This window comes from Planotetraspora silvatica (assembly GCF_016863315.1).
Classification (GTDB): Bacteria; Actinomycetota; Actinomycetes; order Streptosporangiales; family Streptosporangiaceae; genus Planotetraspora; species Planotetraspora silvatica.
Window position 1 is genome coordinate 70,443 of sequence record NZ_BOOQ01000013.1, and the last position, 24,490, is coordinate 94,932.

Consider the following 24,490-nt stretch of genomic DNA (forward strand, 5'->3'; position numbering starts at 1 on the left):
TAGCCTAAAGAGGGATGTGTATGGCGTTAATTGGTCAAATATCAGGCTGTCTTTATTAGCAAATTGTGCCCCGTCGGCAAGGAGGTCACTCCTCCGACAACGAACAAGGGCGACGCCTTGTCAGGCGCCGCCCTTGAAACCTCCGCGCCCGTGGCGCGGAACGCGTCCGAAACCCGTCAGAGAGCCCGGCCGTACGCCGCACGAACCGTCAGAACGTACTCCACCAGGTTGATGAGCGTCGACTTCACCGCGTCCCTCGACCGCGCGTCCGTGCGCACGACGGGGACGTGCGGCGGAAGGGACAGAGCCTCCCGGACCTCGTCCTCCGTGTGGACGAAGCTGCCGTCCCAGCCGTTCAGCGCGACCAGGAAGGGCAACTGCGCCTCCTCGAAGTAGTCGATCGCCGGGAAGCAGTCCGCCAGCCGGCGGCTGTCCACGAGCACGACGGCCCCGATGGCGCCTCGGACGAGGTCGTCCCACATGAACCAGAACCGGTGCTGGCCGGGAGTCCCGAACAGGTACAGGATCAGGTCCTGGTCCAGCGAGAGACGGCCGAAGTCCATGGCGACGGTGGTCGTCGTCTTGTTCGGTGTGAGCCCGAGGTCGTCGATTCCCGCACTGGCGTCGGTCATCACGGCCTCGGTCGTCAGGGGAAGGATCTCCGAGACGGCCCCGACGAAGGTCGTCTTCCCCACGCCGAACCCACCCGCGACGACGATCTTCGTCGAGGTCAGACCACGGCTAGAGCCTGCGTAGTCCACTGAGCACCCTTTCGAGCAGGTTGAGGTCTGGCTGTCCCTGGCTGAGCTGCGGCATGTGCAGCCGGACCAGACCCTCGTCGGCCATGTCGGCGATCAGCACCCTGGCCACGCCGAGCGGGACCCGCAGCAACGCCGAGATCTCCGCGACCGATCGTACGGAACGGCACAACATCATGATCGATTCCTGCTCAGGGGTGAGCAGGGAGTATTCGTCGCTCATCAAGGCCACCGATGATACGAGCGTTTCCATCGCCATGTGGTAACGCGGCTCGGAACGCCCGCCGGTGACGGCGTACGGACGGAACAGAGGCTCGTCCTCTGTCCCGTCAGACCCGCGCATACCCCTCTCCGACGGTGATCATCGGCGAGACACCTGAAGCTCGGCGCGGAGCGCCGGCGTGAGCACCTGACCGGCCCGCTCAACGAGCAGGGTCATCTGGTAAGCCACCAGGCCCATGTCGCAGTCGGGGGCGGCCAGCACGGTCAGGCACGAGCCGTCGCTGATCGCCATGACCAGCAGCAGCCCGCGTTGCATCTCCACGACGGTCTGAGTGACCGAGCCGCCCTCGAACACCCGGGAGGCGCCCATCGTGAGGCTGAGCAGACCGGCGGCCACGGCCGCCAACTGGTCGGCACGGTCATGCGGGAAGCCGTCGGATTGCGCCAGCCGCAGACCGTCGGCCGACACCACCACCGCGTGTGCCACACCCGGCGTGGAACCGACGAACTCGGTGATCAGCCAGTCGAACCTGCGTGCTTCCACGCTCAGCTCAGTCACGAGCCCTCCTCCTCATTTCCCAAGCCATCAGCGGATCCTCCGGCCAGATCGGCACGGCCCCGCCGTACACCCTGCTGCAAGCTCGACAGACGACTGCGGACCGCGTCGGCCGACACCGGGGGACGTGGCGCGGGGGCCGGGGTGTCCCCGCCCACCGAACCAGGTACCAGGTTGGCCTTCGGCGTCCGCTTCGGCAGACCTGCCGCCGTCACCCCGCCCTGCGTGGGATCCTTCGCCACACCGGCCGCCTTCTCGAAGCCGCTGTCCGCGCGGGACCACCAGGCCCCCTGCTCAGAAGTCGCACCGGGCGGGTCGAGCGGCCCCGGAACGGGACCGGTCTGCCTCCCGGGTGTGCCGGCCGCCGCAGGACGCGACAAGCCGGAATCCGGCGCCTTCCCGTTCCCCGCGTGCCCCGCCTGCTCGTTCGGGCCCGGCGCGGGCGTGCCCGCGCCGTTGGGCGCCGGACGCCGGAACCAGGCCGACTCCACGGCTGCGAAGATCGGCAGGTACTCGTCACCGCGCTCCAGCGGAGCGTCCTCCACAACCGGCAGCGGCCCCGTCGCCTCTCCGGGCTCCATGATGGGGAAGGCTCCGGAGTGCTCGGTGAACGTGGGACGTCCCGGCCTCTGCCGGCCCGGCAGCAGACCGCCGGCGGTGTCCGACACGGCGGGGAAGCTCGCCGTGGTCTCCTCCGGCGGAGCGCCGAAGGGCGCGAAGGCGCCCGTGTCGGAAGATGCGCCGGAACGGGCTTCCCCACCGGCCGCCAGAGGCCCGCCGTCATGGCCGGGCGATCTGCGCGTGGGCAGCCCGTTGGCCGGCGGCGTCGGAGCGGAGGACGTCCACGGTGAGAACGTCCCGGTCGCCTCGGGCGCCGCCGGAGGCGCGTTCCAGGACTGGAAACCGCCCGAAGCGGACGCGCCGCCGCCCATCTGGGGCTGATCGGCGAACGCCCCGACCGTGGCCGTCGCAGGTTGCGCGGGGGCCGCCTGGTCGGCGTTGGAGATCATCTCGGCGGGGAACAGCACCATGGCGATCATGCCGCCCTGGTCACCGCGGCGCATCTGCACCCGGATGCCGTGGCGGAGCGCGAGGCGGCCGACCACGAACAGGCCCATGCGCCGCGACACCGACACGTCGACCGTGGGCGGCTCGGCCAGGCGGTGGTTGATGTCCGCCACTTCCTCGGGGGACATGCCGATGCCGGCGTCGCTCACCCCCAGCATGACGGCCCCGCCCTCGACGGGACTGCTCGACACGATGACCCGGGTGTTGCGCGGCGAGAACGCGATGGCGTTCTCGACGAGCTCCGCGACCAGGTGGACGATGTCGTTGGCGGCGTGCCCGGCGATCGCGATGCTGCGGTGCACCTTGACCGTGACACGCTCGTAGTCCTCGATCTCCGACAGGGAGGCGCGGACCACGTCCACCAGGCGCGCGGGCTGGCTTCGCTTGCGCGCGGGCTCGTGCCCGGCGAGGACCAGGAGGTTCTCACTGTTGCGGCGCATGCGGGTGGCCAGGTGGTCGAGCTTGAACAGGTCGGACAGACGCTGTCCGTCCTCTTCACCGCGCTCCAGACCGTCGATCAGGGCGATCTGCCGTTCCACCAGCGTCTGCGTGCGGCGCGAGAGGTTCACGAACATCGCGTTGACGTTGGAACGCAGGCGCGACTCCTCCGCGGCCAGGCGGACGGCCTGCCGGTGGACCTCGTCGAAGGCCTGGGCGACTTCACCGATCTCATCCTCTGTGCCGACGGAGATCGGCCGCACATGCGGCTCGCTCGTGTCGTCCGACTCGCGCATCCGCCGGACCATGTCCGGCAGGCGCAGGCCCGCGATCTCGAGCGCCTCGGCGCGCAGGCGGCGCAGCGGCCGGACCATCGAGCGCGCGATGAGGACGGTGGTGGCGAGGACCAGGAGGAGCAGCGCGAGGATCAGGCCACCGGCGATCAGCACGTTGCGCTGTTCCGACGACTGCAACCCCCGCGCGCGGTCGAGAACCGAGGCCGAGACCCGGTGCTCGACGGTGGCCATCTGGTCGATGGTCTTGGTGCTGTCCTGGAACCAGCGCTGCAGAGTCTGGGTACGGGTTAGAGCGTTGTACGTGGACAGCGGCGTGTTCCGGGTCCCGAGCTGGATCGCCCAGGCCTTGGCCAGTTCGGCCTCGACGACATCGGGGTCGCTGAGCAGCGTCACCAGTTGCTTCGACTGCTCAGGCTGGCTCTCGGTGATGAAGGTGTCGGTGTCCGACTGCTGCCGCGACTGGGAGGCGATGAAGTCCGTCAGCTCGGTACCCACGAACTGCTGCTTGTGCTCCAGCAGTTCCCTGGTGAGGGTCGCCCGCTGTTCGGACGCCTCCTCCTTCGCGTGGGCGAGCGCGGTCAGCGCGCGCGCGTCGCCGACCACTTCAGGGTCGTCGCTGGTCTGCGCGAGTTCGTCGTGCAGCCGCAGGAGTGTGGCGATGAGGGTGGTGTAGCCGTCGATCTCCCTCTTGTCCCGCAGCTTGGCCAGCCCCGTCAGCCCCGTGGCCGCCTGCTCGGCATCCTGCTCGGCGCGGACGCCGTAGCCGGCGTCGATCCCGTCGAGATCGGCGTTCACCTGCTTGGCCAGGCCGTCCACGACCACTGTCTGCTGGGCGAGGGTGATGGTCTTGCCCGTGCCCAGCTTGATCTTGCGCTTGGGACCCCAAGTGCTGATGTCCCGTTCAAGGCCCAGCTGCTGGATGAGATCCCTCAGCCGGACGGAGTACTCCGCACTCTGCCTCACCTGCTGATATCCGTTGAGGCTTTCGATCGACCCCACGACGCGGATGCCGGCAAGAAGCACGGCCACCAGCGTGGGAGCGACGATGAGGGCCGTCACGCGGGTGGGCACCCGCCAGTTACGCGGCGCGAAACGCCTCGACCGCGCGTGTTTTTCGCTTTTCGACTGCTCCGTGCTCACCGGCCCCGCCATCTTTCGGCATGTCTTCATGGGTCTGGACAGCATGAAGTTACATAGCTATACAGGCGGGGACAATTCGACCACAAGGTCAAGGGCACCGGAGGCCGTACGGATGGCGGCTCACCCAATCGTTACCAACAGGAAAGACGATCGTCGCCCATCTCACCGCAGAGCGGCCAGCACGTGCTCACGCACCTGGGCCCGTTGTTCCTCGTCAGCGATGGGATGGCCGTTCCGGTCCGCCACGTAGAAGACGTCGACGGCTTCCGCGCCGAGAGTCTCTACGCGAGCAGCCCTCACGTCAAGACCGCATTCGCCGAACGCGCGGCCGATCTTCCAAAGCAGTCCCGGCCGGTCGTGTGCGCGCACCTCGACCACGGTCGCCGTGCTGGACGCGTCGTCGATGAGGGTGACGCGGGGCGGCGCCACCGGCACCCGGGGCGGCCGGATCGACCTCGTCCGCCTGGCGAGTCTCGCCTCGATGTCGAGACGCCCGGCGAGGACCAGACGGAGATCGGCCTCCAGCGTCGCGGGGTCGGGGGGCGTGCCGTACTCGGGCACGACGACGAACTCGATCACGGCGGTGGAACCGGCGGACGCGGCGGACGCCGACCGCACGACCATCCGGTGCGCGGCCAGCACCCCGGCTGCGCTCCATAGCAGTCCGGGCCGGTCGGGCGCGACCACGGTGACGGCCCCCTTGTTGACCCGTACGGCGCCGCCGCCGTGCCGTGCGAGGGCCGCCTGCTCCTCCGACAGGACGGGCGCAGGCGTGGGCGGGGTGCCCGACAGGACCGACCTGACCCGGCGGACCAGGTCGGACACCAGGGACGCCTTCCAGGAGTTCCACGCGGCCGGGCCGGTGGCGTTGCCGTCGGCGACGGCGAGGGCCGCGAGCAGTTCCAGGACCTCCCGCGACCCGACCGCCTCGGCCACCCGCGCGATGGTCACCGGGTCGTCGAGATCGCGCCGGGTGGCGGTCTCCGGAAGCAGGAGGTGATGGCGGACGACGGTGGACACGATCTCCACGTCGGCCGGCGGAAGGCCGATCCTGGCGCCGATGTCACGGGCCACGACCTCACCCGTCGTCGAGTGGTCGCCGGGCCATCCCTTGCCGATGTCGTGCAGGAGCGCGGAGATCAGCAACAGGTCGGGCCGCGAGACCTCACGGGTGAACGACGCCGCCCCCGCCGCGGCCTCGATCAGATGTCGGTCGACCGTGTAACGGTGCACGGGATTGCGCTGCGGGCGGTGCCGCACCCGCTCCCAGTCGGGGAGCAGACGCACCAGGATGCCCGCCTGGTCCAGTTCCTCCCACACCGGTACGGCGGCGCGCCCGGCGCCGAGCAGCGCCACGAGAGCGGCGCGGGCGTCCTCGGGCCACGGCACGTCGAGGGGAGGCGACTGCGCGGCGAGCACGGAGACGGTGGCGGGCGCGAGAGGGAGCCCGGCCTCCGCGGCGGCGGCCGCCGCGCGGAGCACCAGCGTCGGGTCCTTGCGCGGGCTCACGCCGCGGGCGAGGACGACCTCGCCGCCGTGCTCCACCACGCCGTCGGCGAGCGGACGGCGGCCTCTCGGCGCGGGACCGGACAACAACCTGTCGACGGTCCGCCACGTGGCGTCGAACGAATGGGAGATGGTCCGGCCGGCCTCGGCGAGGCGGCGCATCAGCGCCTCCGCGTCCAGCAGGCCGAGCGTTCCCGCGACGGCGTCCTGCTCCTGGAGGACCAGGCGGTCGGCGCCGCGAGCGGTGACCAGATGCAGGCCGTGCCGGATGTCCAGCAGGAACTCGTAGGCCTCGCGTACCCGCGGGCCGGGGGCCGAGGCCACCCAGGCGGCGGCGACGGCCTGCATCGCCTGCACGTCTCGCAGGCCGCCCCTGGAGTCCCGCAGATCGGGCTCGAGGAGGAAGGCCAGCTCACCGCTCGACTCGGCCCGCTTGTCGGCCGCCATCCTGAGCTCGGCGAGCCTGCGCCGGGAGTCCGCGCGCCATTCCGCGAGCACGGCCTCGCGGGCCGCGCGCGTGAGCTCGGGATCGCCCACGATGTGGCGGGCCTGGATGAGGCCGAGCACGGCCTTCAGGTCCTCGCGCGCCACCTTGACGGCCTCGTCGACCGTACGGACCGAATGGTCCAGCCCGATCCCGGAGTCCCAGATGGGGTACCAGATACGGTCCGCGATGCGCGCGACATCGTCGTGGCCGTTGTGGAGCAGCACCAGGTCGAGGTCGCTACCTGGGGCGAGTTCTCCTCGCCCCAGGCTGCCGACCGCCACGAGTGCGACGCCGCCGATCCCGTTGGGACCGGGCGCGCCGCGTTCGTCGGGGAAACCGCTCTTGGGGCCCGGCCCCGCCCGTCCCTCGCGTGCGTACGGTTGCGCACCCGCCGTGCGGAACAGATCGGTGAGCCACCTGTCGATGTCCGCGGCCCGATCCTTACGGGCCGCGGCGAACGAACGAGCTTCCCCCCTCATCATCCGGTTACAGAGCCTCCGGCCCGCGCTCCCCCGTGCGGACCCGGACGACCGTGTCCACGGGGACGGACCAGACCTTGCCGTCGCCGATCTTGCCGGTCTGCGCGGCCTTGACGATCACGTCGATGACGTCCTCGGCGTCGTCCTCCTCCGCCAGGACTTCAAGACGGACCTTGGGCACCAGGTCGACCTGGTACTCGGCCCCGCGGTACACCTCGGTGTGGCCGCGCTGCCGGCCGTAGCCGCTGGCCTCGCTCACCGTCATGCCCTTGATGCCGAACTGCTCCAGCGCCGCCTTGACGTCGTCGAGCTTGAACGGCTTGATCACTGCCGTGATGAGTTTCATGCGTCAACCTTCTTCGCCTCAGCAGGGACGGGCCCGTTGACGGAGGCCACCCCCGAGGAGTGGATGGTGCCGAGGTCGTAGCCGGTCTCGGCGTGGGTGGTGATGTCGATGCCGGTGACCTCTTCCTCCTGCGAGACCCGGAAGCCCATCGTCTTGTCGATTATCTTGCCGATGATCCAGGCCAGGACGAACGAGTAGAGGCCCACCACGACCGGGCCGAGCACCTGCCGCCCGAGCTGCGTCAGACCGCCACCGTAGAAGAGGCCCGGGGCCTGGGGGTCGAGGAAGGGGTAGGCCGCGAAGAAGCCGAGCGAGATGGCGCCGAGAGCGCCACCGACGAGGTGCACGCCGACCACGTCGAGCGAGTCGTCGAAACCGAGCTTGTACTTGAGGCCGACGGCGTAGGCGCAGACCGTGCCGGCGATGGCGCCGATGACGATGGCCGCCCACGGGTCGACGAAACCACAGGCCGGGGTGATGGCGACGAGACCGGCGACCGCACCGGAGGCGACGCCCAGCGTCGTGGAGTGACCGTCACGGAACTTCTCGACCAGGATCCAGGCGCCGGCGGCCACCGCCGTGGCGATCTGGGTGTTCATGAAGGCCAGACCGGCGGTGCCGTCGACGGCCAACTCGGAGCCCGCGTTGAAGCCGAACCAGCCGAACCACAGCAGGCCGACGCCGAGCAGGACCAGGGTGAGGTTGTGCGGCCGCATCGGCTCCTTGCGCCAGCCCGCCCGCTTGCCGATCACGAGGGCCAGTGCGAGACCTGCCGCACCGGCGTTCACGTGGACCACGGTTCCACCGGCGAAGTCCTCAATGCCGAGCTGGGTCAGCCAGCCGCCGCCCCACACCCAGTGCGCGACGGGGAAGTACACGACCGTCGCCCAGACCACGGAGAAGACGACCCAGGCGCCGAACTTGGCCCGGTCCGCGATCGCACCACTGATCAGCGCCACCGTGATGATGGCGAATGTCAGCTGGAACGCGGAGAAGACCAGGCTGGGCATGCCGGTGCCGTCGTCCTTGGTCGCCGTGTCGACCAGGGACTGCAGACCGAATTCCTTGAGACCACCGATGAACTTGTTCAGGGTGTCGTTGCCGTTGGTGCCGAACGCGAACGCGTGACCGTAGATCACCCATGCGATCGTCACCGTGATGATGCTGACGAAAGACATCATCATCATGTTCAGGACGCTCTTGGCCCTGGTCATGCCCCCGTAGAAGAACGCGAGGCCGGGAGTCATCAGCAGCACCAGGGCGGTGGCTGTGATCATCCAGGCGGTGGTGCCGGTATCGATCTTCATCGACGCGGCCCTCCTTACAATTTGCCGTGTGGCCGGTTATCACTCCCGCAGTGGCTTCGTCCGGGGCATCGTCGGCCGGCGGGCGCACTGACGTTGGCGACAGCGTGTTCTTTCGCCGTTTCAGGTCACGCCTCTTCGTGTTTCACATCTGTGAAACACAGTGAACGAGCGTTACAGGGAGGTTTCGGACACCCCGGAGAACGCAAAACGCGCACCCCTTAGGGGTGCGCGTCGCGGAAAGACCGGGAAAGACCCGCCCGCCGTGCGTCGTGCAGGTTTCCGGCGGGGGTCAGGCGGCGGCGGTGGCCATCTTCCGCAGCCGCGTCAGCGCGTCCCGCTCCAGCCTCCGGGCCCGGTCGCGGCCGATGCCGTAGCGCTCCCCCACCTCGGTGAGGGTGTGCTCGCGGCCGTCGACGAGGCCGTAACGCCACCGGAGTATCTCCCGCGTACGGCCTTCGAGGCCGGTCAGCCACTCCTCGAGACGCTCCTTCTCCAGCGTGGCGAGTGCCTGCTGCTCGGGATCCGCCCAGGTCTCGTCGGCGATCATGTCACCGAGCTCGGTCTCGTCCTCGTCGCCCACTCCGAGCTGGAGGGACACGGGGTCGGAGGCCCAGCGGCGCAGTTCCTGCACCCGCTCGATCGGCAGGTCGAGCACCGCCGCCAGATCGGCGTCGGTCGGCTCGGCGTCGAACTCGGCCAGCATGTCGCGGCGGACGCGCATCAGGCGCGTCATCTGCTCCCCCGCGTGTGTGGGCAGCCGCACCGGGCGCGCCTGCTCGTGGATCGACCGGCCCACCGACTGCCTGATCCACCACGTCGCGTAGGTCGAGAACTTGTACCCCCGCTGGTAGTCGAACTTCTCGACCGCCCGTACCAACCCCAGGTTGCCCTCCTGGACGAGATCGATCAGGGGCATCCCCCGCCCCGAGTACTTCCTCGCGACCGCGACCACGAGACGCAGGTTGGCCTGGATGAACTCATCCTTCGCCCGCCTCCCGGAAATCGCTATGCGCTCAAGCTCCTCATCGGCCGCATCAGAGACCTTGGGCTCCACCCTGCCGCTGTCGAGCAGGTGCTCCGCGAGCAGGCCTGCCTCGATGCGCTTGGCGAGCTCGACCTCCTGCTCCGCGGTCAAAAGGGGCACCCGCCCGATCTCGGCGAGATATGTCCCCAACAGATCCCGGTCGGATACCTGCTGATCCTGCGTCCGATTCCCCGTCGCCATTCGATGGCACCTCGTTCCGCCGCGCCGCAGTGTGCACCGTGTTAGAAGCCGGCCTCGGAGCCGGATCCCCCGCGATGAACACGGATTCCTCGACTTCGACGTCCTGAACCTCACAACGGTTTATCCAGGGCAAAGATTCCCTAAATTAATACGCCCGCGGAATGGTTTCGGATTCATCCCCAAGGAGGATGTGACCCCCAGAAAGGGCCGATTACCCCACCGGAGAGTGATCAAACAACCCTGCGGCCCGACCGCCACACCTGGGCCACCAATGGCACGCCCGGCCGGTAGGCGAGATGAACATAGGACGGCGCGTCCAGCATCACGAGATCGGCCTGGGCCCCCTCGCGCAACGTGCCGACGTCGTTCCTCAGCAGGGCCCGCGCCCCGCCGCGGGTGGCCGCGCGCACGGCCTCGAGCGGCGTCATCCGCATCTCCCGCACGGCGAGGGCCACACAGAACGGCATCGACGTCGTGAACGAGGAGCCCGGGTTGCAGTCGGTGGCGAGCGCGACGGTGACCCCGGCGTCCAGCAGTCGGCGCGCGTCCGGGTACGGCGAGCGCGTGGAGAACTCGGCCCCGGGCAGCAGGGTCGCGACCACGCCCGCGTCCGCCAGGGCGGCCACGTCCGCGTCGGTCAGATGGGTGCAGTGGTCGGCCGACGCCGCTCCCATCTCGCAGGCGACCCGCACGCCGGGGCCCTCGCCCAGTTGGTTGGCGTGGATCCTCGCCCGCAGTCCCGCCTTGATCCCCGCGGCCAGGATCTCCCTGCTCTGGTCCTCGTCGAAGGCGCCGCGCTCGCAGAACACGTCCACCCATCGCGCGTGGGGCGCGCACGCGTCCAGCATGGGTCCGGTCACCGTGCGGACGTAGTCGTCAGGCGTCGTCTCCGGCGGTACGACATGGGCCCCGAGATAGGTCGTCTCCGGGGTGAACTGGCCGGCGATCTCCAGGCAGCGGCGCTCGCTCTCGACCGTCAGGCCGTAGCCGCTCTTGATCTCGAACGTCGTCGTGCCCTGAGCGGTCATCTCGGTCACCAGCAGCGCGGTGGTGGCGGCGAGTTCGGGGACGGTCGCCTCCCTGGTCGCGGCGACCGTGGTGCGGATGCCGCCCGCCGAGTAACGCTCCCCCGCCATCCGCGCGGCGAACTCCGCCGTGCGGTCCCCGGCGAACACCAGGTGGGAGTGGCTGTCGACGAACCCGGGAATGACCGCGCGCCCCTCCGCGTCCACCCGCTCGTCCGCCGCGGGCGCGTCGGCGGACCGCCCGATCCATCGGACGACACCGTCCTCCACCACCAGCGCGGCGTCCTCGATCTCCTCACGGAACGGGTCCGCCGTGTACAGCAGGCCGATCCCGTCGAACACCGTTGAACTCATCGCCCTCGCTCCACGATTTCGTTTCCTCGCCACCGGCCGCGGGGCGCAAACCCGCTATTCGCGGGCCCGCGCGACGGCGTCACGCAGGAGAGCGCCGACGTCGCCGAGCGTGTACAGACCGTCCTCGACGATCATGCGGCCTCCCGAGATCACCGAGTGGACGTCGGCCGCCGTCGCGGCGAACACCACGGATTCGGCGGCCGTCAGCCGTGTCGCCCCCGCCGTACGGACCGAGTCGAGACGGACGGAGACCAGGTCGGCCCATGCCCCGGGGACCAGGCTGCCGGCGTCCGGGTAACCCATCGAGGCGTGGCCCGCCGCGGTGGCCGCGTTCAGCAGGTCGGCCGCACGCCAGTGCCCGCGCTCCCTGCTGGCCAGTCGCTCGTCCAGTTCGACGGCCCTGGCCTCCTCGAACAGGTCGATCACCGCCTGGCTGTCGGAGCCCAGCGTGATCGGCGACCCGGCGTCGAGCAATCTGCGGGCCGGCCCGATGCCGTCGGCGAGGTCGCGCTCGGTCGTCGGGCACATGCACACGTGCGTGGACGAGCCTCCGAGCAGCGCCACGTCCACATCCGACAGGTGCGTGGCGTGCACGGCGGTCGAGCGCGGCCCGAGGACGCCGTGTTCATGCAGCACCTGCACGGGAGTGGCGGAGTAGGCCTCGACACACGCCTCGTTCTCGGCGCGCTGCTCGGACACGTGGACGTGCAGCGGCCCGGAGTGCCGATGGGCGAAGTCGACGACCACGTGCATCTGCTCGGGCGGCACCGCACGCACGGAGTGGACCGCGGCGCCGATCTCCACGTCCTCCGCGCCCTCATACGACAGGGCCAACTCCTCGGCCCTCGACGCCCAGCCGTCCGCGTCGCCGTCCCCGAAGCGCACCTGGGGCCCGGTGAGGGCGTCGCCGATGCCACCCGTGAGATAGCACGTGTCGAGCAGCACGATCCGCAGACCGGCCTCCCTCGCCGCACGCACCAGAACGTGGCCCATGACGTTGGGATCGTCGTACGGCACGCCGCCCGGGCCATGGTGCAGGTAGTGGAACTCGGCGACACAGGTGATCCCGGCCAGCGCCATCTCCGCGTAGACGGCCCTGGCCAGCGCCAGGTAGGTGTCCGGATCGAGACGGCCGGCCACGCCGTACATCTGCTCGCGCCACGTCCAGAAACTGCCCCTGCCCGTCTGCGTGTGGCCCCGGAGCGCCCGGTGGAACGCGTGCGAATGGGCGTTGGCGAGGCCCGGCAGGGTCAGTCCGGCCAGCCGTACGGCTCCGGGCGGAGCGGGGACGCCGGGATACACCTCCGTGACGCGCACACCGTCGACGATCACGGCCACGTTCTCCACGACCTCACCGGGCGGCAGCCACGCCATCTCGCACCAGTAGGTCACACGCACAGATCCTCCAGAGCAGCGCCGCACTCGTCCGGCCCGCTACGGCCGGAGCCGGCGGCATCCTGACACTCTAGTGAACGCGTCCGCAGGCGCGGATCTCCTGGTGACGGGGCGCCCCGGGGTACACCCCCCGAGGCGCCCCGCCTTCGGCCGTCGTCCCCGGACGCGCCCGCACGCGCGTTCGACCCGGTGACTCCGGCTGAGGTGAAGGAGAGGTTCCGCACTCCGGGAGTTCCCGATTTCAGGAGCCGCCAAGCTGCGGACCGGCGTAAAGGCTGCGTACGGCTTTGCCATCACGGCCGCCGCATGTCACCGGATCCCCGCCCGCACAGGGGTTCACGACGACACGAGGAACTGGGTGGCCGCCAGCTCCCGGTAGAGGTCGTCGGCGTCGACGAGCTCCTCGTGGGTGCCCGAGGCTCGGACCCGCCCCGCCTCCATCACGATGATCCGGTCGGCGCCGGTCACCGTGGACAGGCGGTGGGCGATCACCAGGACGGTGGTCTCCCTGGCGACCTCGGCCACCACCTCGCGCAGGCGGAGTTCGTTCACGGCGTCGAGTTGCGAGGTGGCCTCGTCCAGGAGCAGCAGGGACGGCCGGCGGAGCAGGGCCCTGGCGATGGCGACCCGCTGGCGCTCCCCGCCGGAGAGCAGCACCCCGCGGTGGCCGACCGGCGTCTCCAGGCCGGCGGGCAGGCGCTCGACCAGGTCGTCGAGGCGGGTCCGGGCGAGGGCCTGCGCGATCTCCCCCTCGGTGACGTCGGGGGCGCCGAAGACGAGGTTCTCCCTGAACGTGCCGGCCAGGACCGGGGCGTCCTGCTCGACGTAGCCGAGCGCGGCCCGCAGGTCTCCGAGCGGCCACTCCCGGATGTCGCGCCCGCCGACGAGGATCGTCCCGGCCTGAGGCTCGTAGAAGCGCTCGATCAGCCCGAAGACCGTGGTCTTGCCCGCGCCGGAAGGCCCCACCAGGGCCGTCATCCCGCCCGCGGGCACCTCGAAGCTCACCTGGTCATGGACGACCGGCCGATCGTCTCCGTACCGGAAGACCACGTCGTCGAAGCGCACGTCGACGGGCATCCGGGCCCGCGCCGGGCCCGCGCCGCCGGAGGCCGCGGGCTCAGAGTCGAGCGCGGTCACCTCCTGGATCCGGATGATCGCGGCCATGGCGACCTGAAGCTGGGTGAGGCTCTGGATGAGCTGCCCGATCGGGGAGACGAGATAGAACAGGTAAAGCAGGAACGCGATCAGCGCCGAGACCTCCATCGCCCCACTGGCGACACGGGCTCCGCCCACACCGAGGACGGCGATGAACGCGAGCTGGACCGACATCCACGCTCCGGTGCCCGCGACGGACGTCCAGGCGGCGGCCGTCACACCGCGGTCGCGCGCGCGGGTCGCGGCGCCGGACACCGCGGCGATCTCACGTGACTCAGCCCCGCTGGCCTTGACCGTGCGGAACGCCTGAAGGGCACGGTCGAGCACGGAGCCCATCTCCCCGAGGGCCACCTGCGCCCCGAGCGACGCCCGGCGGATCCTGGGCGCGATCGCCAGGCCCATGAGGGCGACCAGGGCCACGACGCCGAGGGTGACCAGGAGCAGCAGGCCGTCCATGATCGCCATGAGGACCACGGCGCCCAGGAACATGAACACCGACCCCACGGAGCCGGCCAGCGCCTCTGTGTAGACGGCGCGCAGCAGCGTGGTGTCGGAGCTGACCCGCGAGAGCAGGTCGCCCGGCTTGAGCCGGTCCACGTCCGGGACCTTGAGCCGGAGGATCCGCTCGACCAGGCTCGTGCGGGTGGCCAGCACGATGCCCTCGGCCATCCGCTCGAGGAGGAACCGTCCCCAGGCGGCGATCAGCGCGCCCGCCAGGACGGCCAGCGACAACCCGGCCAGCGGCCCCACCAGGTCGGCGCCCTTCCCGAAGGCGTCGATGACCGACTTGGCGAGGATCGGCATCGCCAGCCCGGCGAACGTGCCGACCAGGCTGAGCGAGGCGCCGAGCACCAGCGCCTTCCTGTGCGGTCGCACCTGGCCGAACAGGAGCCGCCACGACCCCCGGTCGCGCAACATGTCGGCCCGCCGGTTCTCCGGCTCCGCGTCCTCCGCACCCATGACACTCCCCCTGCGCGGCCCGGCCGCATCCGTCAACTCACTTTGACGGTAGGTCGGGAAGGGCGATCGTGGGCGCGTCGAGGGCGACGAATCCGATCAGTCGAGGTCGGGGAGCCGAAGTCGTCGTAGTCCGCGTCGCCGTCGGCGGGGCGGCTGGACGTCTCCTCAGTACGGCCGCCCCGCCGACGGCGCGGCGGTCATCCCGCCACCCCGTAGAGCTGGCGGATCTCCGTGGCGGTGTCGACGATGGCGTGCCAGGTCAGGCACAACCTCGCCTCCGCCTCCTCCGTGCGGGCCTCGGCGGCGAGCAGCCTGTCGCCCGTCAACAGGGCGGCCTCCCGTTTCAACTGCGCCGCCATTTCCTGAAATTCGAAATGCCCCTTCGACTCCATGCCGTCGACTCCCCACCCCGGAACGACTTTCGCATGGATAAATACCCATAATTAACTTACTTATCGATTCATGAACGCCAGGATCGGCGCTGTGACGACGGAACGTCATGACGTCCGGAGACGAACTCCTGAATGGCGATCTTCACGCGGATGACGGGCCTGCGCCAGCGTTCCTCACGATGAACGGCTTTCGCCATCCGCCGCGGTTTGGGCCTTCTCGCCACCTCCGAGTAGTACCAGCGGGCCCACGGCGATCCCGGGCGGGCGAGCCGCAGGGCCCCGATGTAGACGAACGGCGGGACGAACAGCCCGATCAGGCCACTCCAGATCTTCCCCTTGAGCAGGGTGACGACGGCGAAGACGAGGTTGACGACGAGGATCGCCATCGCCGTGCCCCTGCCTCCGAGCGCCTCGTCCGAACCGCTCCACGCGAGCGGGCGCAGGCCGACCAGCAGCAGGCCGGTCCCCGCGACGGCCACGAAGACGGCGTCGACCGACGTGCGGCCCTCCTCCTGCCAGTAGACGTCGCGCAGATGCAGGAGCAGGGCGAACTCGTCGAGCACCAGCGCCGCTCCGACACCGAAGACGGCCGCGCTGAACGCGTACCACCCGATGGAGACGCTGGACAGGATCAGCCCGGCGACCCCGCCGAGCAACATCAGCACGACGCCGAACACGACATGGTGGATGTGCGTCTCCCCGACGCTGACGTTGCCGAACCAGCGCACCCGTGACCGGATCAGCCGGACGTTCACGCGGGTGCCCACGAAGGCGACGATCAGCGCCACGAAGAAGCAGAACAGCGGCAACCTGCGCGCGCCCTCATGGAGCGACGCGTCGGCAAGGTACCAGTCAGCCATTGATGAAGTCCTCGATCGGCGGAACTGCGGAAGCGACGGCGGTGGGACGGGCCGGTCAGCTGAGGAAGCCGCGCAACAGCGCGGCCGTGCCTTCCAAGTGCTCGGCCACCGCTCGCCGGGCGCCCTCGGGATCGCCTTCCAGGATCGCCGCCACGATGGCCGCGTGCTGCGTGGCGGCGTGCTCGATGTTGGGCTGGAGCACCGGAATGGCGTTGAGCAGATCGGTCACGCGTAGCCGGGCGTCCGCGCACGCGGCGGCGAGCAGCGGCGACCCGGTCAGCTCGGCGATGGCGAGGTGGAAGGCGGTGTCCAGTCGCCGGTAGTCGGCCGGGGCCGCGTCGTTCACCCCGGCGAGACGGGAGGAGAGCGTCGCCCGCTGCCCCTCGGTGAGCTCCATGCCGGCCAGGATCTGGGCGGCGCCGCACTCGACCGCCATCCGGAAGGTCAGCGCGTCGTCAAGCCCGCCGGCTCCCATCTCGTTGACGGCCCGGCGCAGGTCTCCCTTGCGGGGGCTCGGCGGCCGGTAGACGACGAACGCTCCGCCGTAACGGCCTCGCCGTACGTCGAGGAAGTCCGCCTCCTGGAGGGCCCGGATCGCCTCCCGTAAGGTGACGCGGCTGATGCCGAGCTGGGCGGCCAGCTCGCGCTCCGGCGGCAGTTTCTCCCCATGGGCGACCACGCCGAGCTTGATGGCCTGCAGCAGCCGTTCGACGGTCTCCTCGAACGCGTTGCCCGCCCGGACCGGCCTGAGGAGCGAGACGGCCCCCGTGGCGCCCCCGTCCAATGCTCCACCGTCCTTTCACGAATCGGCGCGCCCCACACCCCCGTGAGCCCGAGGTTAACCCACAGAGCATTGTTGACTCAGGGGCAGGCCGGGTGCTTGCATGCCCTTCAATGGTCTGTTTCCAGACTTTTGGACAGGAGGCACCGTGCTCGACGTGGATCAGCTTCGCGGCGACATCGAGGCCGGCCGCGTGGACACGGTCCTGCTGGCCGTCACCGACATGCAGGGCAGGTTGCAGGGCAAGCGCCTGTCGGCGCGGTACTTCCTGGAGGAGGTGCTGAGCCACGCCGCCGAGGGGTGCAACTACCTGCTGGCCGTCGACGTCGACATGAACACGGTGGACGGCTACGCCATGTCGTCGTGGGAACGCGGCTACGGCGACTTCGTGATGAGGCCCGACCTCACGACGCTGCGCCGGGTGCCCTGGCAGGAGGGGACCGTCCTGCTGCTGGCCGACCTGGTCTGGGAGGACGGGTCGGACGTCGTCCCCTCTCCCCGGCAGATCCTCCGCAGGCAGATCGCCCGGCTGGCCGACCGGGGATGGACCGCCTTCGTCGGCACCGAGCTGGAGTTCTGCGTCTACAACGACACCTATGAGGACGCGTGGCGGCGCGGCTACCGCGACCTGACGCCCGCCAACCTCTACAACGTCGACTACTCCCTGCTCGGCACGGCCAGGATCGAACCGCTGCTGCGGAAGATCCGGCTCGGCATGGAGGGCGCGGGCCTGTACGTGGAGTCGGCGAAGGGCGAGTGCAACCTCGGCCAGCACGAGATCGCCTTCCGGTTCTCCGACGCGCTGACGACGTGCGACAACCACGTGATCTACAAGAACGGCGCCAAGGAGATCGCCGCCCAGGAGGGCAGCTCGATCACCTTCATGGCCAAGCCGAACCAGCGTGAGGGCAACTCCTGCCACATCCACATCTCCCTGCGCGACGCCGGCGGGCGACCGGTGATGGCGGGGACGGAGCCGCACGGGCTCTCCAAGGTCGGAGAGCACTTCATCGCGGGCCAGCTCGCCGCGCTCAGAGATCTGACCCTCTTCTACGCGCCCAACATCAACTCCTACAAGCGGTACGTCCCCGGCAGCTTCGCCCCCACCGCGGTGAAGTGGGGCATCGACAACCGGACCTGCTCGCTGCGGCTCGTCGGCCACGGGCCGTCACTCCGGATCGAGAACCGCGTGCCGGGCGGCGACGTGAACCCGTATCTGGCGGTGTCCGCCCTGATCGCCGCGGGCCTGCGCGGGATCGAGGAGGAGCTGCCGCTGGAGGAGCCCTACGCGGGGAACGCCTACGCCGCGGGCGCGGAGACCGTGCCGAGCACGCTCCGCGACGCGCTCTCGCTGTGGGAGGGCTCCGACCTCGCCGAGGCGGCCTTCGGCAAGGATGTGGTCGAGCACTACGCGAACAACGCACGGGTCGAGTTGGCCGCCTATGACGCGGCGGTCACCGACTGGGAGCTCTATCGGGGGTTCGAAAGGCTGTGAAGGTACTCAATCCGGCGACCGAAGACGTGGTCGCCGAGGTCGGCATGGCGGACGCCGCCGAGGTCGACCGCGTGGTCGAGCGTGCGCGGACGGCGTTCGCGAGCTGGCGGTCGGTCGCCCCCGGCGAACGGGCGCGGCTCCTGCGGCGGTTCGCCCAGGTGGTCGAGGACCACGCCGAGGAGCTCGCCCAGCTGGAGATCGCGGGTGCCGGGCACACGATCGGCAACGCCCGCTGGGAGGCCGGGAACGTCCGCGACGTCCTGAACTTCTACGCGGGCGCGCCCGAGCGCGACCACGGCAGGCAGATTCCCGTGGCGGGCGGTGTGGACATCACGTTCCAGGAGCCACTGGGCGTCGTGGGCGTCATCGTGCCGTGGAACTTCCCCATGGTCATCATGACCTGGGGGGTGGCTCCCGCCCTGGCGGCGGGCAACACCGTCGTCGTGAAGCCCGCCGAGTGGACGCCGCTGACGGCGCTCCGGCTGGCCGAACTGGCCCTTGAGGCCGGCATCCCCGAGGGCGTGCTGCAGGTCGTCCCCGGCGAGGGCGAGGTGGCCGGCGCCCGGCTCGTCGAACACCCGGACGTGCGCAAGATCGTGTTCACGGGTTCGACCGAGGTGGGCAAGCTGATCGCGGCCCAGGCCGCCGCCCAAGTGAAGCGGGTGACGCTGGAACTCGGCGGCAAGAGCGCCAACATCGTCTTCGCCGACTCCGACTTGGACAGGGCGGCGGCGTCCGCCCCGATGGCGGTGTTCGACAACTCCGGGCAGGACTGCTGCGCCCGATCGCGCATCCTGGTGGAGCGTTCCGTCTACGACGACTTCCTCGCGCGGCTCACCCGGGCCGTCCGGGACGTGAAGGTCGGGGATCCGCTCGATCCCGCCACGCAGATGGGCCCGCTGATCAGCGCCGAGCACCACGCGCGGGTGACGTCGTTCGTGGGGGCCGTCGACGTGCACACGGCCGGGTCCTGCCCGGACGGACCCGGCTTCTGGTTCGCGCCCACCGTCCTGGCCGCGCCCGCCGGGTTCGACCCGCTGGCGGAGGGCTCAGGCGCCTTCCACCGGGCGTTCACCGAGGAGATCTTCGGGCCGGTCGTGTCCGTCGTCCCGTTCGACGACGAGGCTCATGCCGTACAGATCGCCAACCACACGGCCTATGGGCTGTCCGGGTCGATCTGGACGCGTGACGTCGGACGCGCCCTGCGGGTGGCCCGGGCGGTCGAGGCGGGCAACCTGTCGGTGAACTCCCATTCCAGCGTCCGTTACTGGACGCCGTTCGGCGGCTTCAAGCAGTCCGGCCTCGGCCGGGAGCTGGGTCCCGACGCCCTGGCCGCCTTCACCGAGACCAAGAACGTCTTCATTTCCACGGAGTAGAAACATGCAGCGTTTGCAGGACCGCGTCGCCGTCATCACGGGGGCGGGCAGCGGCATAGGGCTCGCCACGGCACAGCGGTTCGCCCAGGAGGGCGCCAAGATCGTGGCGGTGGACCTCGACGAGGCGGCCGGGACCAAGGTCGCCGACGAGGTCGGCGGCCTGTTCGTCCGGGCCGACGTCGCGAACGAGGACGACGTCGTGCGGATGTACCAGACCGCGTTCGACACGTTCGGCAGCGTCGACATCGCCTTCAACAACGCGGGGATCTCGCCGCCGGAGGACGACTCCATCCTCGACACCGGCATCGAGGCGTGGCGCCGGGTCCAGGAGGTCAACCTCACCAGCGTCTATCTGTGCTGCAAGCACGTCCTGCCGTACATGCGGAGGCAGGGCAAGGGCTCGATCATCAACACGGCGTCGTTCGTGGCGGTGCTCGGCTCGGCGACGTCGCAGATCTCCTACACGGCGTCCAAGGGCGGCGTGCTCGCGATGAGCCGCGAACTCGGCGTGCAGTTCGCCCGCGAGGGCATCCGGGTGAACGCGCTCTGCCCCGGGCCGGTGGACACTCCCCTGCTGCGGGAGTTGTTCGCCAAGGACCCGGAGCGCGCGCAGCGCCGCCTCGTCCACGTGCCGATCGGGCGGTTCGCCCGCGCGGAGGAGATCGCGGCCGCTGTGGCCTTCCTCGCGTCCGACGACTCGAGCTTCATCACCGCGTCGGAGTTCCTGGTCGACGGCGGCATCTCCGGGGCCTACGTCACTCCTCTGTAACGGCGTCTCTGTAACGGCATCCGATCCAGCGAGGTGGTCATGTCACGACCGGTCATCGGCATCACGTGCTACGTGGAGCCCGCCAGGTTCACGGTCTGGGACATGCCCACCGCGCTGCTGCCGTACATGTACGTCGAACACGTCGCACGGGCCGGCGGGCAACCGGTGATCATCCCGCCCGCGGGTGATCCCGCCGAACTGGCCGGCCGGCTCGACGGCCTGATCATCGCGGGCGGCGGCGACATCGATCCCGCCCGGTACGGCTCTCACCCGCACGAACAGACCGGATACGTACGGAAATTTCGTGATGAGGCGGAGTTCGGGCTGATGCGTGCTGCTCTGGACTCCGGCCTGCCGTTCCTCGGCATCTGCCGAGGGCTCCAGGTCCTCAACGTGGCCTTGGGCGGCTCGCTCCACCAGCACCTTCCCGACGTGGTCGGCCACACCGACCACTCGCCCGCCCCGGGGACCTTCGGCCGGGTCCCGGTACGGCTCTCGCCGACGCTGGCCAAGATCTACCAGGACGACCACCTGACCCCGGCGCACTACCACCACCAGGCGGTCGATCGGCTGGCGGACGACCTGGAGATCACCGGCAGATCAGAGGACGGCACGATCGAGGCCGTCGAACTGGCCGGCCACCCGTTCGCGCTCGCCGTCCAGTGGCACCCCGAGGCCGACGAGGACGGTCCCCTCTTCGACGCCCTCGTGTCCGCGGCCGGGCGCGACTGACCGAGCCGCCGGCGCGGTTGACCGGGCCGCCGACGCGGTGTCCGCCGGGCAGGCTCCAGGCGCAGGGTCCGGACAGTTGAACCCGCATGTCAGCTGGGGAGGCGTCGACCGCGGTCTCGACCGGCCCGATCGACTCAGGCGAAGAGTTCGTCCGCGGAGCTCACGGTGACCGCCCGGCGGATCCAGGTCTCCAGCATGTTCAGGTCGTCGCAGCGGGTGATCCGGTCGCGCGTGTCGGAGGAGATCTCCAGGCCACGCGTCTCGAGCACAGCCAAGATCGCCGCTCCTTCGCCCTCCGCCCGGCCTTCCTGACGGCCTTGATCGACCCAGTGCGACAGGTACTGACTGGCGATGTGCTCGTAATCGTGGCTGGTCGTGGTCACGATCTCCTCCAGGTGCTTGCGTGCCACGCTCGGTAGCACGGCGAACACGTAGTTCAAATATAGCTTGGCCCGGTCCTCGTCCAGGGTGTCCAGCGCGGCGAGCATGGCCTGCAACGCCGGTCCGATCTCGGGCCGTTCGGCATGTGCGGTGGCCGACAGGACCGCCAACTCCGGACAGGCACGCGCCCGCTCCGGATCGGTGATCAGCGGAATACGGCCCGGGTGGACGGCCAGTGGGGTGACAGTGCCGCTGGGACCCAGCGCGATGGCCTGCTCGCACCAGCGGGCGACCGCCGCGTCCGGACAGAGGACCATCAGGGCGGTCGGGCACTCCAGCCGGGCCCTCAGTGCCGCGGCGTACACCGGCCAGCTGAACCTCTTGCGCGAGTCATGACGGTTCTGGACCTCCACGATCAGGGCCAGCTGAGCTCCCCCTGCCGCGTCGCGCAACACCACGACCGAGTCGGCGCGGAACTCCACCGGGGCCAACTGGGCGAAGTCGACCGACTCCACCGCAGCGGTGGCGAAGGGGGGTGGTTGGACGCCGACGGCGTCCCGCAGTAGCTCTACCGCGGTCATCGGGTCGTTGTGGATGAGCTCGATAGGCATCTCATGGTCGATCCCTGGCACAGAGCGGATACTATTTGCGGTCAATCGATTACGCAAAGTTACGACCAATAACTCCGCACGGGGCAAGCCAGATCCGACCGGAATCATCCTTGGGCGAGGATCGGCAGCCCACGCCAGGCGGCGGGAGTCACCCGCTTCTTTCCGGTACGGCGATGCCCTCCTCGGTGCTGACGACCTCGTCGATCAGAGCGAAGAACGCTGCGATGCCGGGGAGGTTTCCACCCTTGGCGCGGGAGGCGGCGAAATCCTCCGGCGAACGCCAGTAGACGATGTCCAGCCATTCGCCCGCGGGCAGGCGGATCAGTTCGGCATCGAGGAAGCCCGCGCGGTCGGCCTGGAAGTCGCGCAACATCGCGGGCCGGGCGGCGATCAACTCCTCGGCGCGCTCCGGCGCCACACGGAAACGGGTCAGCTCGACGGTCACCATTGGTCCCCCCTTACGACTGATCCGGGCAACGTGGCACGGCAGGCCCCTCGGCCCTCGACCGCCCACCAGCACGGGCGACCGGCCGAGGCCGCAAAAGGTGCCCAGCGGGCGTTACCACGACCAGTCCCCACCCACTAGGCTGGCGGAACACCATTGATCCCGCGCGGGAGAGTGTCCTGGCATCCTGTCAGGGCCCCTGAAGGAGCAAGCCCTCCCCGCGAACCTCTCAAGGCAAAGGACCGTGCGGGCCAGGTGTCCTCTGGAAAGCAGGCCTGCTGGCCTCGCCGAAGGTGAAAGTCCGGCAAAGGACGGGCGAAGCTCTCAGGCACCGATGACAGAGGGGGAGGATGCCCAATAGTCCGACGCAGCATCCGTCCTCCTGAGGTGCATTCATGTCCCGGTCCACTCCGTTGCGCGAGGTCCACGAGGCCCTCGGCGCCACCCTGACGGACTTCGCGGGCTGGCTCATGCCCCTGCGCTACGGCAGCGAGTCGGTCGAGCACAACGCGGTCCGGACGGCGGCCGGGCTCTTCGACCTGTCCCACATGGGAGAAATCTTCGTCACCGGGCCGCAGGCGGGAGAGGCGCTCGACTACGCCCTCGTCGGCTGGCTGAGCGCGCTCGACGTCGGACGCGCCCGCTACACCATGATCGTGAACGGGGACGGCCGCGTCCTCGACGATCTCATCGTCTACCGGCTGGCGCCCGAGGAGTTCCTCGTCGTCGCCAACGCCTCCAACTACTCGATGGTCGCGCGCGAGCTGACCGCGCGTGCCGAGCCGTACGACGCGCGGGTGGATGACCGGTCCGGCTCCTACGCGCTGGTCGCGGTGCAGGGGCCGAAGAGCACCGAGATCCTGCGCACGCTCACCGACGCCGACCTCGAAGGTCTCAAGTACTACGCCGGCCTCCCCGCCACGGTCGCCGGGTTCGAGGCCCTCATCGCGCGCACGGGCTACACCGGCGAGGACGGGTTCGAACTGTTCGTCCGCAACGAGGACGCCGCGCCGCTGTGGAACGCGCTGACGGAGGCCGGTGAGGGCCTGGGGCTCATACCCGCGGGCCTGTCCGCCCGTGACACGCTCCGCCTCGAGGCGGGCATGCCGTTGTACGGCAACGAGCTGACCGCGGACCTCACACCGTTCGACGCCGGGCTCGGCCGGGTGGTGCGCCTGGACAAGCCAGGCGACTTCGTCGGGCGCGCGGCCCTCACCGAACGGGCCGCCCTCGCGGATCAGGAGGCCGGGCCGGACGGCACGGCCCGGCGCCTCGTCGGGCTCGTCGCGCGCGGCCGCAGGGTCCCGCGGCACGGCTATCCCGTCACCCGGGACGGCGTGGTCGTGGGCGAGGTGACCAGTGGCGCGCCTTCGCAGTCGCTGGGAAAGCCGATCGCCATGGCGTACGTCTCGCCGAGCGCCGTGGAAGCGGGCGGCCTGGCCGTGGACATTCGTGGCAGCCATGAACCGGTCGACGTCGTTGACCTGCCTTTTTACAGGAGGAGCAAGTGAGCAGCATTCCCGAGGACCTCAGCTACACCAAGGAGCACGAGTGGGTCGCCGGGCTCGATGACGGCCGCACCGTCACCGTCGGCGTCACCGCCTACGCCGCCGAGCAGCTCGGCGACGTGGTCTACGTGCAGGTGCCCGAGGTCGGCGCCGCGGTCACGGCCGGAGACGCCGTGGGCGAGGTCGAGTCGACCAAGTCGGTCAGCGACATCTTCGCGCCGGTCACCGGCGAGATCGTGGAGGTCAACGCGGCCGTCGTCGACGATCCCTCGCTGGTCAACTCCGACCCGTACGGCGAGGGCTGGCTGTTCCGTGTGCAGATCGGCGAGGAGCCGGAGGACCTGCTGACCTCCGGCGAGTACACCTCGCTGACCTCCGCCGAGGCCTGACAGCCCTTCAGGACACCGACCTTCTCTCGGGACA

22 protein-coding genes and 2 riboswitches are annotated in these 24,490 nt (G+C 69.9%); of the genes, 6 read left to right on the forward strand and 16 right to left on the reverse strand.

The features are described 5' to 3' along the window. Positions 1-176: 176 nt before the first annotated feature. The 14 genes from Psi02_RS11215 to Psi02_RS11280 all read right to left on the reverse strand — a co-directional run bounded on the left by Psi02_RS11215 (position 177) and on the right by Psi02_RS11280 (position 16,753). Positions 177-761, reverse strand: coding sequence for a GTP-binding protein (locus tag Psi02_RS11215; RefSeq protein ID WP_373315676.1), 585 nt, complete (start codon positions 759-761; stop codon positions 177-179). After that, the gene (locus tag Psi02_RS11220; protein ID WP_203954857.1) at positions 742-1,101 is read right to left on the reverse strand and encodes a DUF742 domain-containing protein; all 360 of its coding nucleotides are present in this window, start codon (positions 1,099-1,101) and stop codon (positions 742-744) included. The genes Psi02_RS11215 and Psi02_RS11220 overlap by 20 nt, the downstream gene beginning before the upstream one ends. An 18-nt stretch (positions 1,102-1,119) precedes the next feature. Beyond that, positions 1,120-1,539, reverse strand: a complete 420-nt coding sequence (locus tag Psi02_RS11225) for a roadblock/LC7 domain-containing protein (protein WP_275409590.1) — start codon at positions 1,537-1,539, stop codon at positions 1,120-1,122. Beyond that, a complete protein-coding gene (locus tag Psi02_RS11230) occupies positions 1,536-4,397 on the reverse strand; it encodes a sensor histidine kinase (RefSeq protein ID WP_203973401.1) in 2,862 nt (953 codons plus the stop codon). The genes Psi02_RS11225 and Psi02_RS11230 overlap by 4 nt, the downstream gene beginning before the upstream one ends. A gap of 243 nt (positions 4,398-4,640) precedes the next feature. Next, entirely contained in the window at positions 4,641-6,953 is a 2,313-nt protein-coding gene (locus Psi02_RS11235) for a [protein-PII] uridylyltransferase (RefSeq protein ID WP_239094795.1), read from the reverse strand. Positions 6,954-6,957: 4 nt separating this feature from the next. Next, positions 6,958-7,296, reverse strand: coding sequence for a P-II family nitrogen regulator (locus Psi02_RS11240; protein ID WP_203887678.1), 339 nt, complete (start codon positions 7,294-7,296; stop codon positions 6,958-6,960). After that, on the reverse strand, positions 7,293-8,603 hold the full coding sequence (locus Psi02_RS11245) for an ammonium transporter (RefSeq protein WP_203954859.1): 1,311 nt from the start codon (positions 8,601-8,603) through the stop codon (positions 7,293-7,295). The genes Psi02_RS11240 and Psi02_RS11245 overlap by 4 nt, the downstream gene beginning before the upstream one ends. A gap of 289 nt (positions 8,604-8,892) precedes the next feature. Then, positions 8,893-9,828 (reverse strand): sigma-70 family RNA polymerase sigma factor, encoded by a 936-nt coding sequence (locus tag Psi02_RS11250; protein WP_203954860.1) that lies wholly within the window; start codon positions 9,826-9,828, stop codon positions 8,893-8,895. Positions 9,829-10,058: 230 nt separating this feature from the next. Continuing rightward, the gene (gene hutI / locus Psi02_RS11255) at positions 10,059-11,207 is read right to left on the reverse strand and encodes an imidazolonepropionase (RefSeq protein ID WP_203973402.1); all 1,149 of its coding nucleotides are present in this window, start codon (positions 11,205-11,207) and stop codon (positions 10,059-10,061) included. A gap of 54 nt (positions 11,208-11,261) precedes the next feature. Then, on the reverse strand, positions 11,262-12,605 hold the full coding sequence (locus tag Psi02_RS11260; protein WP_203973403.1) for a formimidoylglutamate deiminase: 1,344 nt from the start codon (positions 12,603-12,605) through the stop codon (positions 11,262-11,264). A 333-nt stretch (positions 12,606-12,938) separates the two neighbouring features. After that, positions 12,939-14,717 (reverse strand): ABC transporter ATP-binding protein, encoded by a 1,779-nt coding sequence (locus Psi02_RS11265; RefSeq protein ID WP_239094796.1) that lies wholly within the window; start codon positions 14,715-14,717, stop codon positions 12,939-12,941. Positions 14,718-14,914: 197 nt separating this feature from the next. Then, entirely contained in the window at positions 14,915-15,076 is a 162-nt protein-coding gene (locus Psi02_RS11270) for a hypothetical protein (RefSeq protein ID WP_203973404.1), read from the reverse strand. Positions 15,077-15,177: 101 nt separating this feature from the next. Next, entirely contained in the window at positions 15,178-15,969 is a 792-nt protein-coding gene (locus tag Psi02_RS11275) for a hypothetical protein (protein WP_203973405.1), read from the reverse strand. Between the two features lie 55 nt (positions 15,970-16,024). After that, on the reverse strand, positions 16,025-16,753 hold the full coding sequence (locus Psi02_RS11280) for a FadR/GntR family transcriptional regulator (RefSeq protein ID WP_203973406.1): 729 nt from the start codon (positions 16,751-16,753) through the stop codon (positions 16,025-16,027). Between the two features lie 100 nt (positions 16,754-16,853). On the opposite strand from Psi02_RS11280, the gene Psi02_RS11285 reads away from it, so the two are divergent. Genes Psi02_RS11285 through Psi02_RS11300 form a run of 4 tightly spaced genes read left to right on the forward strand, consistent with a single transcriptional unit; the run spans position 16,854 to position 21,122 of the window. Beyond that, a complete protein-coding gene (locus Psi02_RS11285) occupies positions 16,854-18,245 on the forward strand; it encodes a glutamine synthetase family protein (RefSeq protein WP_203973407.1) in 1,392 nt (463 codons plus the stop codon). A 44-nt stretch (positions 18,246-18,289) separates the two neighbouring features. Continuing rightward, positions 18,290-19,621: an aldehyde dehydrogenase family protein gene (locus Psi02_RS11290; protein ID WP_239094824.1), complete on the forward strand. Its 1,332-nt coding sequence runs from the start codon at positions 18,290-18,292 to the stop codon at positions 19,619-19,621. 4 nt (positions 19,622-19,625) lie between these two features. After that, on the forward strand, positions 19,626-20,390 hold the full coding sequence (locus tag Psi02_RS11295) for a 3-oxoacyl-ACP reductase (RefSeq protein ID WP_203954868.1): 765 nt from the start codon (positions 19,626-19,628) through the stop codon (positions 20,388-20,390). A 39-nt stretch (positions 20,391-20,429) separates the two neighbouring features. Beyond that, the gene (locus Psi02_RS11300; RefSeq protein ID WP_203973409.1) at positions 20,430-21,122 is read left to right on the forward strand and encodes a gamma-glutamyl-gamma-aminobutyrate hydrolase family protein; all 693 of its coding nucleotides are present in this window, start codon (positions 20,430-20,432) and stop codon (positions 21,120-21,122) included. A gap of 134 nt (positions 21,123-21,256) precedes the next feature. Here Psi02_RS11300 and Psi02_RS11305 read toward each other — a convergent pair whose 3' ends face one another. Together Psi02_RS11305 and Psi02_RS11310 are read right to left on the reverse strand one after the other, a co-directional pair. After that, positions 21,257-22,114, reverse strand: coding sequence for a hypothetical protein (locus tag Psi02_RS11305; protein ID WP_203973410.1), 858 nt, complete (start codon positions 22,112-22,114; stop codon positions 21,257-21,259). 148 nt (positions 22,115-22,262) lie between these two features. Beyond that, positions 22,263-22,562 carry an antibiotic biosynthesis monooxygenase family protein gene (locus Psi02_RS11310; RefSeq protein WP_203973411.1) on the reverse strand — a complete coding sequence of 100 codons (300 nt, stop codon included), beginning with the start codon at positions 22,560-22,562 and terminating at the stop codon, positions 22,263-22,265. A gap of 154 nt (positions 22,563-22,716) precedes the next feature. Next, a riboswitch (glycine riboswitch) is annotated at positions 22,717-22,814 on the forward strand. Beyond that, positions 22,815-22,910, forward strand: a riboswitch (glycine riboswitch). A 44-nt stretch (positions 22,911-22,954) separates the two neighbouring features. Between Psi02_RS11310 and gcvT the strand changes: the two genes are divergently transcribed. Together gcvT and gcvH are read left to right on the forward strand one after the other, a co-directional pair. After that, positions 22,955-24,070, forward strand: coding sequence for a glycine cleavage system aminomethyltransferase GcvT (gene gcvT / locus Psi02_RS11315; RefSeq protein WP_203973412.1), 1,116 nt, complete (start codon positions 22,955-22,957; stop codon positions 24,068-24,070). After that, positions 24,067-24,456 carry a glycine cleavage system protein GcvH gene (gcvH, locus tag Psi02_RS11320; protein WP_203973413.1) on the forward strand — a complete coding sequence of 130 codons (390 nt, stop codon included), beginning with the start codon at positions 24,067-24,069 and terminating at the stop codon, positions 24,454-24,456. The genes gcvT and gcvH overlap by 4 nt, the downstream gene beginning before the upstream one ends. Positions 24,457-24,490 lie beyond the last annotated feature (34 nt).